This window comes from Salicibibacter halophilus, assembly GCF_006740705.1.
GTDB classification, from domain to species: domain Bacteria; phylum Bacillota; class Bacilli; order Bacillales; family Marinococcaceae; genus Salicibibacter; species Salicibibacter halophilus.
On sequence record NZ_CP035485.1, the window covers coordinates 2,325,290 to 2,340,939 of the forward strand.

12 protein-coding genes are annotated in these 15,650 nt (G+C 46.9%); 7 read left to right on the forward strand and 5 right to left on the reverse strand.

Going from position 1 to position 15,650, the window contains the following annotated elements; genetic code table 11:
- Positions 1-17 precede the first annotated feature (17 nt).
- Both hemQ and EPH95_RS11360 read right to left on the reverse strand, forming a co-directional pair.
- Positions 18-764 carry a hydrogen peroxide-dependent heme synthase gene (hemQ, locus tag EPH95_RS11355; protein ID WP_142090064.1) on the reverse strand — a complete coding sequence of 249 codons (747 nt, stop codon included), beginning with the start codon at positions 762-764 and terminating at the stop codon, positions 18-20.
- 153 nt (positions 765-917) lie between these two features.
- Positions 918-1,745 carry a lipoate--protein ligase family protein gene (locus EPH95_RS11360; protein WP_142090066.1) on the reverse strand — a complete coding sequence of 276 codons (828 nt, stop codon included), beginning with the start codon at positions 1,743-1,745 and terminating at the stop codon, positions 918-920.
- A 196-nt stretch (positions 1,746-1,941) separates the two neighbouring features.
- On the opposite strand from EPH95_RS11360, the gene EPH95_RS11365 reads away from it, so the two are divergent.
- The 7 genes from EPH95_RS11365 (at position 1,942) to EPH95_RS11395 (ending at position 10,710) form a co-directional block, all read left to right on the forward strand.
- Complete coding sequence (locus EPH95_RS11365) at positions 1,942-3,234, forward strand: HD domain-containing protein (protein WP_142090069.1); 1,293 nt, start codon at positions 1,942-1,944, stop codon at positions 3,232-3,234.
- 13 nt (positions 3,235-3,247) lie between these two features.
- On the forward strand, positions 3,248-3,769 hold the full coding sequence (locus EPH95_RS11370) for a YwgA family protein (RefSeq protein ID WP_142090071.1): 522 nt from the start codon (positions 3,248-3,250) through the stop codon (positions 3,767-3,769).
- A gap of 433 nt (positions 3,770-4,202) precedes the next feature.
- Positions 4,203-5,324, forward strand: coding sequence for a C40 family peptidase (locus tag EPH95_RS11375; protein ID WP_142090074.1), 1,122 nt, complete (start codon positions 4,203-4,205; stop codon positions 5,322-5,324).
- 188 nt (positions 5,325-5,512) lie between these two features.
- Positions 5,513-6,058 (forward strand): YwhD family protein, encoded by a 546-nt coding sequence (locus tag EPH95_RS11380; RefSeq protein WP_142090076.1) that lies wholly within the window; start codon positions 5,513-5,515, stop codon positions 6,056-6,058.
- 145 nt (positions 6,059-6,203) lie between these two features.
- Positions 6,204-8,279: a glycoside hydrolase family 3 protein gene (locus EPH95_RS11385; protein ID WP_142090078.1), complete on the forward strand. Its 2,076-nt coding sequence runs from the start codon at positions 6,204-6,206 to the stop codon at positions 8,277-8,279.
- A 175-nt stretch (positions 8,280-8,454) separates the two neighbouring features.
- On the forward strand, positions 8,455-9,351 hold the full coding sequence (gene murQ / locus EPH95_RS11390) for an N-acetylmuramic acid 6-phosphate etherase (protein WP_142090080.1): 897 nt from the start codon (positions 8,455-8,457) through the stop codon (positions 9,349-9,351).
- Complete coding sequence (locus tag EPH95_RS11395) at positions 9,352-10,710, forward strand: PTS transporter subunit EIIC (RefSeq protein ID WP_142090082.1); 1,359 nt, start codon at positions 9,352-9,354, stop codon at positions 10,708-10,710.
- A gap of 654 nt (positions 10,711-11,364) precedes the next feature.
- Here EPH95_RS11395 and nagE read toward each other — a convergent pair.
- From nagE to EPH95_RS11410, 3 genes are read right to left on the reverse strand one after another with little or no spacing between them, the layout of a single operon-like run.
- Entirely contained in the window at positions 11,365-12,840 is a 1,476-nt protein-coding gene (gene nagE / locus EPH95_RS11405; RefSeq protein WP_142090085.1) for an N-acetylglucosamine-specific PTS transporter subunit IIBC, read from the reverse strand.
- A gap of 7 nt (positions 12,841-12,847) precedes the next feature.
- On the reverse strand, positions 12,848-12,979 hold the full coding sequence (locus tag EPH95_RS19505; protein ID WP_264371941.1) for a hypothetical protein: 132 nt from the start codon (positions 12,977-12,979) through the stop codon (positions 12,848-12,850).
- The gene (locus tag EPH95_RS11410; RefSeq protein WP_142090087.1) at positions 12,980-15,400 is read right to left on the reverse strand and encodes a penicillin acylase family protein; all 2,421 of its coding nucleotides are present in this window, start codon (positions 15,398-15,400) and stop codon (positions 12,980-12,982) included.
- Positions 15,401-15,650 lie beyond the last annotated feature (250 nt).

Here is a 15,650-nt window from a genome sequence, read left to right on the forward strand (position 1 = left end):
AAGGTTTATTCCGATAATTATACTTGGAAATACCCTGCAATTTTATCTTTTTCCAATACATTTCCGACGTAGAAAGGGCCGAACTCGGCAAAACGCGCGGAGGCTTCGTCAAAACGCATTTCATAAATAAGCTTTTTAAATTGGAGAACGTCGTGGGCGAATAGGGTAACGCCCCATTCCCAATCGTCAAAGCCGACGGAGCCCGTGATGACTTGCTTGACATAACCCGCGTATTTGCGGCCGACCATCCCGTGGCCATACATTAATTGCCCTCGGTCTTTTGCCGGCATCATGTACCAGTTGTCTTCTCCTTCACGTTTTTTGTCCATCGGGTAAAAGCATATGTGCTCCCATTTCGGTAAAATTGGGAAAACGCGTTCGCGTATGCTTGGGTCTTCGAGGGGATCCCCTTCGCCGCGGAACATGTATTTTCCCAGCTCTACGACGGAGATATAGGAATACGCCGGAATTGTATATTCAGCTAATCGTGATTGATTATAGGCTTTTTCAATCTGTTCCAGTTCTTCCATCGTCGGACGGAGCAACATAAACATGAGGTCCGCTTTCTGCCCTACAATGGAATATAAGGCGTAGCTTCCTTCTTCTTTTTGTTCATTGTCGATCCATTCTTCGACCATGGATACGAATTCATCAAGAATCTGTTGCCTTTCATCTTGCGGTAGGCGTTTCCATGATGTCCAGTCGATAGAACGGAGATCATGCAGGCAATACCAGCCATCAATAGTTTCTGCAGGCTCGGGCATTCGGTATGCTCCTTTCTCTCTTTCCTGTGATACAAGCCCTATTTTAACACATATTACAGCAGGGAAGAAAACGGAGCAGACTGGGGGAGGGAGGCGATGAGGCTGTTTGGCTGATAAACCGGTGAGCCGAGCGCCGCCCAAAAGCCAAGTTTTCTAATATCCCAATATTTTTTTGTTACGCATATGGACGAGGTCTAATCGTTTTTGGAAACGCTCGTTTTCGTTAGCGGACAAACGGGTTGGCGTGAGCTTGATCCCGTTTTCATTAAACACACGTTTCATGCGCGCTTCACTGTCCGCGATTGTCATTTCCCGGTTGTACAATTCCGACAGAGAAGCCATCGTTTCAGGATCAACCGTTGGCGTGGAGGGGCTGTGATTCCCTCCGGCTGTTTGATACAACTTGCGGAGGATTTCTGCCCGTTCGGCTCCGGTACCGGTAATGGCGAGATATACCTGGATGGAGATACCGCTACGCAGACGACGTTGGGAAATGCCGGCAAATTTTTTACCCCCGATACTAAGATCAAAATTCCCCGGACAGTAAGATCCGACAATCTCCCCTGTCACTATTTCTTGTTCTGCGTCACGGTACATTTCCCGGACAAAGTTCCACATGAACGTGTAAGCTGCATTGATCGCGAAGGTTTTCGAATCTTTTACGATTAGAGAGATGTTTAGGATCCCGGGGTCAAGAAAAACAGCCAGACCGCCGGAATTACGCACGATGGTGCCAAAGCCGTTTTCGTTTTGTTCTTTTATCGCGCGATGAATGAAAGGCAAACGGCTATCCACGGTGCCGAGCACGATCGTTGGTTTGTGGATCCATGTATGCACAATCGGAAAAGAATCTTCTTTGCCGACGCTTTCACAAAGGGTATCGTCATAAGCGAAGGAATGGAGAGGGCTGTAATCCAATCCCTTTTCCGAGTGGTTCAACCAACGCCATTGGGTCGCCGGTAACGTTCGTAAACTTGTCATTCCCTTAAGCTCCGTTCAAATAAATTTCATACTCCCAGTATAACATGCATGGCTTGTAGGGGAGACCTTCGGCAATGCCTTTTATAAAGAACATATGTTTGCTATACTATAAAGGGCGTTGACTCATTTCTCGTTGGCTTGGCCATTTTCTTTCGTTATAATGAAAAAAAAGAGATGGAAAGGTTGGCTTTGCCATATGAGCAGAGGCAATGAAATGTTAAAAGAAGAAAAAGTGTTTAAGGACCCGGTCCACCGGTATATTCATGTCAACGACCGGTTGATCTGGGATTTGATCGGAACGAAAGAGTTCCAACGGCTGCGGCGGGTGCGCCAGCTCGGGACCACGTTTCTCACCTTTCACGGAGCGGAGCATACACGTTTTAACCATTCGCTCGGAGTATACGAAATCATGCGGCGGATGATTGAAGTTTTTCATGGACGTCCCCACTGGAATGAGGAAGACCGTTTGCTTTGTCTGGCAACGGCACTTCTCCATGATATTGGACATGGTCCTTTTTCCCATTCATTTGAAAAAGTGTTTGATACAGACCATGAAAGTTGGACACGGGAGATTATTAATGGGGAGACAGAGGTGAATGCGGTCCTTCGTCGAATGGGGGATCAATTTCCGCGTGAAGTGGCAGATGTGATTGAAAAAACACATCCGAACAAACTTGTTGTCAGCATGATCTCCAGCCAGATTGATGCGGACCGCATGGACTATTTACAACGTGACGCCTTTTACACGGGTGTCAGTTACGGGCATTTCGACATGGAGCGGATTTTACGGGTGATGCGGCCGTTGGACGATCAGGTCGTTATTAAAAGCACCGGGATGCACGCGGTGGAAGACTATATCATGAGCCGTTATCAGATGTATTGGCAAGTCTATTTTCATCCGGTTACACGAAGCGCGGAAGTAATCTTAAATAAAATATTGCGGAGAGCGAAATACCTGTATTTGAACGGCTATGTGTTCAACCAATCCCCCGCGCACCTCAAACCTTTTTTTGACGGAGATATTTCTATTGAGGATTATTTAAAGCTTGATGAAATGGTTATCTTCTATTATTTCCAAGTGTGGGAAGAAGAAGAGGATGAAATTCTTGCAGATTTATGCAGCCGTTTTCTGCATCGACGCCTGTTTCAATACGTTGAATTCAACCAACATTTTATTATGAATGAATGGGCAGGATTGCAAGAGCGTTTTAAAGCCATAGGGGTAGACCCGGAATATTATCTGGTCATTGATTTTTCATCGGACTTGCCCTATGATTTTTACCGTCCAGGGGAAGAGGAAGAACGGATGCCGATTCATTTGCTTATGAACGATCGGAAACTCCGCGAGTTATCACGGCAATCAGATGTCGTCGAGGCTATTTCAGGAAAAAAACGAACGGATCATAAGCTGTATTATCCGAGTGATGTTTTGCATACGCCCGGCCAAGAAAGCGAGAAGCGTGAAATATTGGAGATTCTGTCAGGTTGAGGAGGAAGGCCGTGTGTTGGACCAACATATCAACGTCCTGTCATTATTGAAAAGGGTTGGAGAAATAACCGGACGTAAAAAGTTTCAAAAAATCGTCTTTATCAGCAAAAAATTAGGCATGCCATTTCATGAAAAATACAATTTTCATCGCTATGGCCCTTATTCCGAAGAACTGAGCCTCCGTCTGGAAGAACTGCAGCAATTCGGATTTATATCGGAAATCAAAGAAGAAAAGGCAGGCTATCATCAATATCGTTATCAGGTGGCTGCTAACGGGGAAGATTTTCTGAATACGAAAGGGAACGATCGCGAAACATTTGAACAACAGAAAACCGTCATTGAAGACATGAACGCTTGCTCGTCCAAGTTTCTTGAATTGGCCTCCACGATCCTTTTCTTGGAACCTGCAGATAAAGAAGAAATCATCAAGAAAGTACATACGTTGAAGAAGACGCAAAAGTACTCCAAACAAGATATCGAACAGGCTTATGCCCATATTGAGTACTGGAGGCAGCATCTTAATAAAGGTCGCTAAAGATAAAACTCAAGGATATCAAAAGGTCCTTGAGTTTTTTGAAGCATTATTTAATCGATAACAAAAAGATTACAAAAAGGTTACGACAGAACTCGACCTATTTCCACATCCAACCACACCTTTGTAAAAATTCCCTTTATGACGCTTCTTTATTAACAAAGGAAAAAACTGCTGGATAGAATAGGAAGCTATGCAGATTACATTTAGGATACAAAACAGTAAAAGCTGTTGTCACCTCTAAAGTTAAAATCTATAATTCTATGTATAACATTCATAGAAAATTAAAAAACGAGACTAATTACACACATCTAGGAGGTGGCGATTCACTCAGTTCAAACGTTCGTCTTAGAAGTATATAGTACATACTTAACATGTATAGGGGATTTTATTTCGTCCTGTTAAAATGTCGAACAATAGATGAGTGGATATCATTATGAAAAAATATGCTTTAAGCACAGTCGTGGCAGTAGGGTTGCTATTCGCACCAAACGCGGCAGACGCATTTAGTGTCGATGCAGGTTCAATGTCCGAAGGTGATGTAAATGATTCCGTTAATGCATTACAAGTAGAACTAAAAGATCTCGGATACTTTCAAGGTTCCACAGGTTCCACGTTCGGTCCCCGAACGCTAAGCGCTGTGAAAGCTTATCAAGAAGACCATGGCATTTCTTCACCGGCAGGGAATTTCTTTGGAGTAGCAGGGCCGCAAACAATTGCTTCACTTGAAGGATCTTCTTCCAGTGGCTCCAGTGAAAGCTCTTCTTCCAGCAGCAATTCCAGTTCCATGTCTAATGGAGACACTGGGGAGTCAGTAAGTGACCTCCAGCAACAACTTCAAGATCTTGGTTACTATAATGGAAGCGTTGATTCTATCTTCGGTCCGCAAACGGAAAGTGCCGTAAAAGCTTATCAAGAAGACCATGGCATTTCTTCACCGGCAGGGAGTTTCTTTGGAGTAGCAGGACCGGCCACGTTAAACTCTCTTGAAGGGCAGCCAAGCGGCGGTTCCGGCGGCAGTGACAATTCCGGAAACAGCAGCTCTTCAAGCGAATCTAGCGATGGGAACAGTTCTGAAGGCAATTCTTCCGAGAACAGCAGCTCTGGCAATTCCAGCAGCAATGCTTCAACTGAAGACGGAAATACCGAAGAAGCTGTAGCGGGTGCATCAACCGATAATAGTTCCGATAGCAGTGGTGACGCGGACGCATTGATCGACACGGCCATGGCACAAATGGGCACGCCATATAGTTATGGCGCTAACGGTCCGAGCGCATTTGATTGCAGCGGATTCATCAACTATGTGTTAGATCAGAACGGAGAAGGGTTGGATCATCGCGCTGACACTTCTTCGCTATACAACATGAGCACAACCGTAGCGAGTCCGAGCGAAGGCGATCTTGTATTCTTTGACACTAGCGGCGGTGTATCCCACGCGGGGATCTATATCGGCAATGGGGAGTTCATCCACGCAAGTGCTTCCAATGGTGTCACCATCGACAGTTTAGATGACCCTTATTATTGGGGTGACCGTTACATCGGCGCCGGAAGTCTCTAAACTTCGCAATTGAATGGAATAGTTATCTTTACCCCTTGATTATAACTTTAAACGTTATTTCAAGGGGTAATTTTTGTTCGTAGACATGCAGACTTGTCATATTTGACGAAAACGTTTGGTTGTTTATGGACCGGGTGGTTGTGATACACTGGATAGAAGCAGAATGTCTTCAGTGAGGAGAGGATCTCGTGGAACTATTTAATAAAAACAGAGAGAAACGCACAGGTTCAGGTTTTAATATATTAAGTGGAGATTCGACAGATGGACACGGTGGATTTGGGGTCGGCTCCTTAAGCCTTGACCATTTAACGCCGGTGATTATTGACCCTGTGGATGAACGGGTGTTTATTGACATGGGCGCCATTCATGCCCGTTCCGAAATTGAAAAGAAGATCAAACTGCTTGAAAATAAAGAAGAACTTAACGACCCGAGAGAATATTGGATGGTCTGGGTGACGACCGGACATACAGAAGAAGGTAAACCAAAGTATAATGGCGTCGGCGCGTGTCGCTTCTATCGGGAAGAAGAGCCCCCGGAAGGGAGCCGTTTCAAGAGAGGCTATAAAAGCATGCCGGAACATGTGAATAATATGGATAAGGCGTTAAAAGGCCGGGTTGTCGTCGACCTTATGGATGAAAAATCCCGATATATGTTGCGGGAATATTTGAAAGGGTTCAGTGAAGAATACTGGGATAACTCGAATGATGAACTTAAGGAAGCATTAGCAGATTAGTGCACGATGGAATTAACGCTTGTGCCAAGGACACTAAAGTGCGCGAGGGCGTTGTGCCCCTTGCGCGTTTTAGTGTCCTTTTAATGTATATGGCCGACGGGGATTGGGTATTTTAACAGGAAATAAGTGTTAAAGGAGATGGCAAATGGGACGGTGTGGTGTCATCACAATCCTTTTCCTCGTTGGCTTGGCAGCTTCCGCTTGGAGCCTAAACGAGGGTGGAGCGTCTGTAAAAGACTTCATCTTATATGAAAATATCGAACAGGCGGAGATTCCATCAACAGACTCCTTTGCTCTTCAGGGCATGCATATTTATGATGACGGTCATTTTACGTTTGTAAATGATGGGATCACTTGGAGCTCGAACAACGAATCGGTAGCCGTTATCAATGATGACGGGGAAATTGCATGGACGGGTGCACCGGGGAGAGCTGTCATTGAAGCATCGGATGGAACCTATCAAGATCAAATCGTGCTTGTAAACAGCGTTGATCGCCATCATGGAGGCAATGATGTTCTAAAGCAGACGACACAAAGGCATGCCGTTATCCCGGATGCCATCGAGGGGATGACGGTGGAAGAGAAGGTCGGCCAAATGCTGATGCCGGCTTTTCGAACTTGGGGGCACGAAAACGTTACGCAGATGCTGCCGGGGCTCGAGCAATTGGTGAAGCAACACCACTTGGGCGGCGTGATTTTATTCGGGGGAAATATGCAAACGCCTGCGCAAACGACGGAACTCATTGCCGATTATCAAGCTTCCTCTGAAAAATATGGAATGTTGATCGGCGCTGACCAGGAAGGAGGACTCGTACAAAGGATCCCTTTCGGCACGGGAATGCCGGGGAATATGATTCTTGGTGCCGGAAATGATCCGGACATGACGAAAGAGACAGGCCGAGTGATCGGAACTGAGCTACAGTCGCTCGGCATTAATATGAATATGGCTCCGAGCATCGATGTCAATAATAACCCGGATAACCCTGTCATAGGGGTTCGTTCCTTTGGAGAAGATCCGGGAGCGGTGGCCAAGCATGGAATTGCTTATATGAAAGGGTTGCAAGCGACAGGTGTGGCAGCTACCGCGAAGCATTTCCCGGGGCATGGGGATACGGCAGTTGATTCCCATATTGGTTCACCCGAAGTCGGTCATGACCGCCATCGTCTGTCTAACGTTGAATGGGTCCCTTTTCAAAAAGCGATGGACCATGATGTAGACGCGATGATGACCGCGCATGTAACGTTGCCGGACATTGATCCACGTACTGTTCATTCCGTTAATAGCGGAAAAGATATCACACTTCCTGCCACCTTGTCGGATCGTGTGCTCACTGATCTCATGCGGGATGAGATGGGGTATGACGGTGTCATTTTCACGGATGCCTTGGAAATGAATGCCATATCCGCTCATTTTGAACCGGCAGACGCGGCCATTCGAGCAGTAAAGGCCGGATCGGATATTATCGTCATGCCAGTCGCTTTGGAAGAAGTGGCGAAAGGTATGGTTGATGCCGTAAAGCAAGGGGAAATTGACGAAAAAAACATCGATGCGTCTATAGAGCGGATTTTGGAACTGAAAATAAAACGGGGAATCGTAAAAGAAGAACACCCCCCTCCGCTTGAAGAAAAAGTCACACGAGCGGAAGAAACCGTTCGGTCGAAAGATCATCTAGCCGTTGAAGAACAAGCGGCAGCGCAAGGGGTTACTGTTGTTAAAAATGAACAGCAAGCACTTCCTATCCAAGCCCGAACGGGCGACGAAGAGGTCGTAGTTATCGGCACGAAATATGCAGAGACACTCGCCAGAGCGATGAAGGCCCATCATCCCGGAGTAGAAGCGATCCCTCTTCCGGAAAATGGACGAATCAGTGACGAGCAATGGCAAAAAATCCGGCAAGCAGACAACGTCGTTGCAGAAACACATACATCGGACGCAGATATGAGACGTATGGACCACCCACAGATGGAGATGGTTCGCCGCGTAGATAAAGAGATGACATATCCACTTATCACTGTCGCGGTGCGGAATCCTTATGATCTTACGGCCTACCCTGAAGTGGATGGACATCTGGCGCAATATGGTACCACTCATGCAAATTTTGCAGCAAGCGCCGGTGTTTTATTTGGCAACATAAATCCCGAAGGTCGCTTGCCGGTGGCCATCCCTTCAACGGATGGTGGTATTCTCTATGATGTCGGTGACGGAGTAACGTATGAATGAAAATAGGGTGTCATAGGTGGAACGCTTGGTCTCAGACCAGGCTTCTTTTTTTGCAGGATAATAGAAAAAGAGGAAAATCTGTAAATATTGATTGATATTGTCCTATATATGGGATATTGTGTAATTGCATTCATATTTAAGAAAAGTTGTACATTTTTTAAAGAAAGGGGCCTTTATGTTAAATCGTTTAGAAACAGAAAAAAGAAATCCCAAAAGCAAGCATTTGGATGAAATGCCCGTCTACGAAGTCCTCCAAAAGATGAATGAAGAAGATCAATATGTAACGGAAGCAGTAAGAAAAGTTTTGCCCGCGATTACGCCATTAGTGGAAGCGGTTACAAAATCTTTGCGAACGCAAGGGCGGCTCATTTATGTAGGTGCAGGCACGAGCGGGCGGCTCGGATTGCTGGATGCTGTTGAATGCCGCCCTACGTTCGGTGTGCCATCATCTACCGTTATTGGACAAATGGCAGGTGGTGAGGCTGCATTTACAGAAGCGAAGGAGGGGGCGGAAGATTCACGGGAAGCAGGGGAGCTCGATTTAATAAACCTTTCCTTAACGGCAAATGATGTAGTTGTCGGTCTTGCTGCCAGTGGGCGAACCCCTTATGTTGTGGGCGCTTTGCAATATGCCCGTTCACGCGGGGCTGTCACCGGGAGTGTCGCTTGCAACCGGTCCGCCGTAATTAGCGCGCATGCGGATCATCCGATAGAAGTGAACACGGGTGCGGAAGTGCTCACCGGTTCTACACGGTTAAAAGCCGGTACCGCCCAGAAATTGGTGCTAAACATGATTTCCACCGTATCAATGGTCGGGACAGGAAAGGTCTATGAAAATTTAATGGTGGATGTAAGGCCTACGAATGAAAAATTATACAAGCGCTCCCACCGCATTATTATGGAAGCAACAGGGGCAGATGAAGAAACGGCGGTTGCAGCATTTGAGGAAGCCGGTCAACACGTCAAAACGGCGATTGTAATGATTCTTGCTGATGTGTCCGAAAAAGATGCCCGGCAGATGCTTGCCCAATCGGACGGTTTTATTAAAAAGGCAGTAAGAGGTGGGGATTAAATGAAAAAAGAAGAAGCGATTGTTCAAGAACTGATATCCCACTTGGGCGGAAAAGAAAATATAGCTTCAATTTCCAATTGTATGACGCGATTACGGTTGAATTTTTATGACTATGAAAAGGTCCAGCTTGAAAAGATCCGCAACATGGACGACGTATTAGGCGTTGTGGAAGATGAGACGTTGCAAATTGTCCTTGGTCCCGGAACCGCCAATAAAGTGGCAATCGAGCTTTCGGGAGTGACGGGGTTAAGCGCAGGGGAAGACGATGATGAACATGTAACCGAGGATACGAAAACGCAAATGAAACAAAAAAATAAAACACCGGTTAAAAATTTTCTTAAAAGAATCGGAAATATCTTTATTCCGCTTATTCCGGCATTGATTGCATCCGGTTTAATTAATGGTGGCGCAGGACTGGCAGAAAACCTCGGGGTAGATGAACAGACAACCTGGTTGCAAATGGCGCAAGTCATTGGGGGAGGACTTTTTGCCTTTCTGAGCATCCTTGTGGGTTGGACGACAGCCCGGGAATTTGGGGGAACACCGGCGCTCGGAGCCGTTGCAGGCATTTTAATTATTAATCCTGAACTTGAGGAAATTACATTGTTTGGTGAGGAGCTCGTCGCCGGGCAGGGCGGGGTTTTCGCTGCCTTGTTAGCGGCTTGGGTAATGGCGCTTGTGGAACGTTTCGTACGAAAATTTGTGCCCGCGGCCTTGGATATACTTCTTACGCCGTTTATTACCGTTCTTTTCGTCGGATTTGCTACGCTTATCGTGTTGCAACCGATTGCGGCAGGCTTTTCAGATCTGGTACAAATGGGCATTAACTTTTTATTGGAGATCGGAGGTCCGATTGCCGGAGCTGTGCTTGCCGGATTTTTCCTTCCACTAGTAATGATCGGCATGCACCATGGACTGACGCCGATTCATTTGGATTTTATTGAAACGATAGGGTATACGCCAATTCTTACCATTCTTGGCATGGCCGGAGGCGGCCAGGTAGGCGCGGCTCTTGCCGTTTATGTGAAAACGAGAAGCCAGAAGTTAAAAGACAGGGTTAAAGGTACAGTGCCGGCTGGCTTTCTCGGTGTTGGGGAGCCGTTATTGTTCGGTGTGACCTTGCCACTCGGGCGCCCATTCGTCACCGCCTGTTTAGGGGCGGCAGTCGGAGGAGCTTTCCAGGCCGTCGCGGGCACCGGGGCTACAGGTATCGGCATTTCCGGTTTATCCATGATCCCGATCATTGCAGAAGGGCAATATATTTCGTATATTATCGGGCTCTTGATTGCTTATGTGTTTGGGTTCCTTTTCACGTATTGGTTCGGTTTCAAGGAAGAAATGGTAAGAAACTTAGATTAGGCATAAAGGAGGAGGCCCCATTGAGGAGCCTCTTCATACAGAGGTGAAAGGATGAAGATGAATGGAGAGCTTGGAAAAAGAATGGGCTGGGACAAAAGTGTTTGATCAAAGAGAAATTTGAACATGATGGGTCCATATATCCGCTCCGGAAATATACTTCGCTTTCCGCGGGCGGCTGACCGTTTTTAGCCGTCCAGGAGTCTACGTATATTTCCTCCGCTATGATCGTGCACGGTTTGTTTTTAGGCTCGCCGCGATGATGATAGCGATATAATTTTACGAATCGAGCCTAATAATATATCGTAAGAAAGCTCTTTACGAACGTATTTTATGTGCCGTTTCCTAAATTATATCGTATCGCGCGTTTATACGATCATATTTTGTGTAATATTTCCGAATTACATCGCATGATGACCAAACACAGGGCGCTTTGAATTTATACCGTGGCCGGGACAAAACCTCTTCGGATTTCTGAAGGCTAATTTGCGTCTCGCACATATGTCTGTACGAGGCAAAGAGAAAGTGGAAAATGAATTAGGGGTTGCATTCATGGCGGTAAACTTGAGAAAGCACACCGCCGTGAACATGCACCCTCCCATAGATGATGACAATCATCCAAACCAAAAAGGTTTTGTCCTAGCCTCTTCCTATGGGTTATTCCCGGTTCCTAATTTTAATCATTTCATCGGCAACAAATTGGACTTGTGTTCCGACGACTACTTGAATATTATGCTTGCCGACAACATTAATGCCGGGAACACCGGTTGCTTTAATTTTTCCTTCGTCAACTTTATCCATATCATCCACTTCAATCCGTAAGCGGGAAACACAGTTATCAATCGAAGTAACATTCTCGTCTCCGCCCAAGCCTTCGTAAATGTCTTCTGCCATAACGGCGGTTTTATCCTTTGGAGAAGTAACGGAGCCGCCAGCTGTAGGTTGACTGCCTTCTGTCTCGGCTACCACTTCTTCATACTCACGTCCCGGTGTTTTCAGATCAAATTTTTGAATCAAGAATCGGAACAGGAAGTAGTAAAGAACAGCAAAGAACAAACCTTGGACAAGTAACATATATGGTTGATTAGCAATAGGGACCGCTAAACTCAGGGTATAGTCAACAAAACCTGCGCTGAAGCTGAATCCGGCTGTCCATTGGAACGTTGCCGCGATGAAGAGCGAAAGCCCGGTCAAAGCTGCATGGACCACATACAGAAGCGGAGCAAGGAACATGAAGGAAAACTCAAGCGGTTCGGTGACACCGGTAAAGAATGAAGCAAACCCGGCAGCCATCATTAAAGATGCTGTTTGTTTTCTCCGTTTTGTTTTTGCCGTGTGATACATCGCCAAAGCGGCCGCGGGGAGGCCGAACATCATAATCGGGAAAAACCCTGCTTGATAGCGGCCGGTAATGCCTTGTTCTCCTTCACCTGGCGCCCAAAAATTTCCAATGTCGTTGATGCCGGCAAGATCAAACCAGAAAACATTATTTAACGCGTGATGCAACCCGGTTGGAATGAGCAAACGATTAAAAAATCCGTACAAACCCGCGCCGGTAGGACCCAAATTAGCAATCCATGTTCCAAATCCTACCAGACCGGAATAAACGACCGGCCATACGAAAAACAATACGGCTGACACAACCAACATCGCTCCCGCGCTCATAATGGGAACAAGTCGCTTGCCGCTGAAGAAGGCGAGCGCGTCTGGCAGCCTTACGTGACTAAAACGATTGTACATAGCAGATGCAATAAGTCCGGATAAAATACCAGTGAACACGTTGTCAAGGTAGATGGCGTCAAAGGCCGGATTGACAGCCCCTTCTTCAATGCCCAGTAATGTGCCAACTTCTCCCGGTTGCAGTGTAAATGTCACAACCAAAAAAGCGGTAAGGCCACTCAAGGCGGCCGCGCCATGTTGATCTTTCGACATGCCGATCGCAACACCGACGGCAAACAGGATACCGAGATGGTCAAGAATGGCAGAAGAGCCGAACATCATGTAATTGGCGATGACATTCTCGCCAAACAATTCGATAATCCAGTGAGCAAGACCGGCCAAAATGGCAGCGACAGGCAACACCGCGACGGGCAGCATCAATGAACGGCCGAGATTCTGTAAGTATTTCATCATTTTTCTTTCAAACACCTTTCTTTAAAAAATAAAACGAATGGAAGCTGGCAAGAAGCGCCACCTTGATCGGTGCGGCAACCGTGAGTAATCCCTCAAAAGCAAGGATCATTGTTCCGAGAGGAACAACAAACCCGTTCATCTACTCCGGGACCAATCGCAAATGCGTGCCCTCCGATTGATAGCTTTCCGCTTCCATCGAAGTCGTATGGTAATTCCCTTCCACCCAATCTAAGAGTTGATCGTGATAATGATTGCTCATGACGTGGCCGGACTGCCCAGGCGCGACGATGTGCTCACTTTCACTTAAATCAGCCAAATCCATGATGCCTCGCCAACCTGCTCCATGATCTGCATCCCCGGTTTCTTCTTCATAGCTGGCGGCCATCACGGTAATGCTGCTCCCGTCCACGGGTTCGGGAGAGGGATTAAAGAGAAGGTGAAGAGGCGTTACATCCCCGAGTGGATGAGCAAAAACGGCGCGGTGATAATCGCCCCAAAGCCACGCTTCCGGTTTATCTCCTTGTGTATCGACGGCATAATCAACAGCGAGTTGCAAGGCGTCCGCTGCTACTTCAGGCAGCCCACCGTTTTTTTCTATCCATGGGCCCGGGTTTCCATCAGCAGCATTACGGATTAATTGATCGACAACATTCGCCTCCCCTTCAAAAATATCCAGAATGCTCTCGGGAATGTCCTCAGAAAATAAGACCTGGGGAATGGCGTTCATCCATAAGTGGAAGATAAGCGGGCCACTCTCATCGGCAACATCCATCTTATCCCATGTAGTGAGCAATTGCATTGTTTTTTCATCAATTTCTCGCAGTTCCTCATCCGCGACCGCTGCCGTTAAGATCGGAACAAACTCCTCCGCATGCAGATTTTGCACGTCCATTTGCATGGCTTGCATGTCATCGGCAGTGAAAGAACTACCTTCTTCAAGCATGTCGAGAATGCGTTCATGACGGTAAGGTTGCGCCCACGTGTGTGATAGATGATAGTCGTAGCTTTCATTGTCGATCTGGTTGTTCGCGGTAGAGATCATGCCTGATTCCGGGTTTTCGATCGTTGGTAATTCTTCCCATGGAATATATCCCTCCCAATCATGGTCTCCGGTCCAGCCCGGAACAGGGAAGAGGGCATCCTCATCATCTGGGCGGATCGGAATTTTTCCATTGGCCCGGTAGCCGATATCGCCATCTGCTTCGGCAAATACGAAATTTTGCGCCGGTGCATGAAAATGTTCCAAAGCGGTTGAGAAACCTTCCCAATCATCGGCGCGATTCATGTCTATTAGAGCTTGCATTTCCGTGGAAGGTTCATGTGCCGTCCATTTTAATGCGAGTGCTTCATCGCCAACGACTCCTTTCTCGTAGGCATATTCAGAGATTAATGGTCCGTGTCGCGTTATAATTGTTTCGTGCAGGAATGGCTCATCGTATCCGTCTACTTCTATAAATTCTTCCACCACCTCCGCATCGTACCAATCCTCTTCATATAAAAACTGATACGGGTCGTCAGGATTTTGCTGTTCTATATACAATTGCTGTACGTCGGGACCTACATTGGTCACTCCCCAGGCAATGTCTTCGTTGTGGCCAAGTATGATTCCGGGAACACCGGCAAAAATCACCCCTGTAACGTTCACCGATGGGGATTTCAAATGGGTTTCATACCATATGGAAGGGGTGTCTAGCCCGAGGTGGGGGTCATCCGCCAGTAATGGCGCGCCGGATTCCGTGTGTTCGCCGGAAATAACCCAGTTGTTGCTTCCGTTAAAAGGATCCGGTTGATAATCGCCGGCATCGGCAAAAGAGTCCTCAATGTCTATATCTGTATTTTTAGCTGTGTCCAGAATTATGGGGCCATCATTTGGATATGTAGGCATTAAATCGAGCGCCTCTTCTTCACTTGCATTGTTGGCGAGCCAATGCCGAAAAGCTTGCCCCTGCCAATTGCCGCCCAGGTCGTAAGCCATAAATTTTCCGATCGTTAACGTATCGAGCACGGTCCATGGCTCCGGTTCATAGCCGAGCAACCGAAATTCCACCGGGCGTTCATTTTCCGTACGCATATGGGAGATATAATCGTTGACCCCTTCGGCATAAGCTTCAAGGACAGCCAGGGCCTCTTCATCATAGGCGTCCAATGAATCTTCTGCAGCTCGCCTCAGACCAAAGGTGCGAAAATAACGATCCGAATCAAGCGCATCTTCACCAACGACTTCACTGAGCATGCCGGATGCTTGTCTGCGGCTCAAGTCCATCTGAAACATGCGGTCCTGTGCGGTTACAAATCCTTGAGCATAATACAAATCTTCGTCATTGTCAGCTTCGATATGGGGGACGCCGTTTTCGTCCCGATACACATCTACTTCGGACGCTAGACCTGAAGCTTCATATTCTCCTTCCACTTGCGGGAGCCCGCTCGTCAGTTGGAGGTAAGCCCAAACAGCGGCCGCGCTTGCCAATAAAAGAAAGATAAGCGCAATGCCCAATGTTATTTTCCAAAAGCGCGACAACCGTCTTCGCGGCTTTTCTTTGATATATAATTCGTTGCTCATTCGAGGTTCCACCGCCTTTTTTACAGATTCTCTGTATTGAAGTAAAAATCCTGCTTCTTGTTTGCAAGTCATGGAAAATGGACAATAGAAAAATAAAATAAGCAACCTACGAGCGCCCAGCATCGCTATGGAGCCCATCACCTCGATTTTATAGTCGATATGGTCGCCACGAGCGGTTCATGAAGACCGAACGGGGAAGATCTAGCACTCAGCGTCGTCATGGAGCGATTATAGTGGCCGAAAAGATCAA

Coding starts and splice junctions, on each gene's coding strand:
- EPH95_RS11395 (WP_142090082.1), top strand. CDS start 9,352: ATGAAAAAAGAAGAAGCGATTGTTCAAGAACTGATATCCCACTTGGGC.
- EPH95_RS19505 (WP_264371941.1), bottom strand. CDS start 12,979: ATGAACGGGTTTGTTGTTCCTCTCGGAACAATGATCCTTGCTTTTGAG.
- EPH95_RS11410 (WP_142090087.1), bottom strand. CDS start 15,400: ATGAGCAACGAATTATATATCAAAGAAAAGCCGCGAAGACGGTTGTCG.
- nagE (WP_142090085.1), bottom strand. CDS start 12,840: ATGATGAAATACTTACAGAATCTCGGCCGTTCATTGATGCTGCCCGTC.
- hemQ (WP_142090064.1), bottom strand. CDS start 764: ATGCCCGAGCCTGCAGAAACTATTGATGGCTGGTATTGCCTGCATGAT.
- EPH95_RS11365 (WP_142090069.1), top strand. CDS start 1,942: ATGAGCAGAGGCAATGAAATGTTAAAAGAAGAAAAAGTGTTTAAGGAC.
- EPH95_RS11385 (WP_142090078.1), top strand. CDS start 6,204: ATGGGACGGTGTGGTGTCATCACAATCCTTTTCCTCGTTGGCTTGGCA.
- EPH95_RS11360 (WP_142090066.1), bottom strand. CDS start 1,745: ATGACAAGTTTACGAACGTTACCGGCGACCCAATGGCGTTGGTTGAAC.
- EPH95_RS11375 (WP_142090074.1), top strand. CDS start 4,203: ATGAAAAAATATGCTTTAAGCACAGTCGTGGCAGTAGGGTTGCTATTC.
- murQ (WP_142090080.1), top strand. CDS start 8,455: ATGTTAAATCGTTTAGAAACAGAAAAAAGAAATCCCAAAAGCAAGCAT.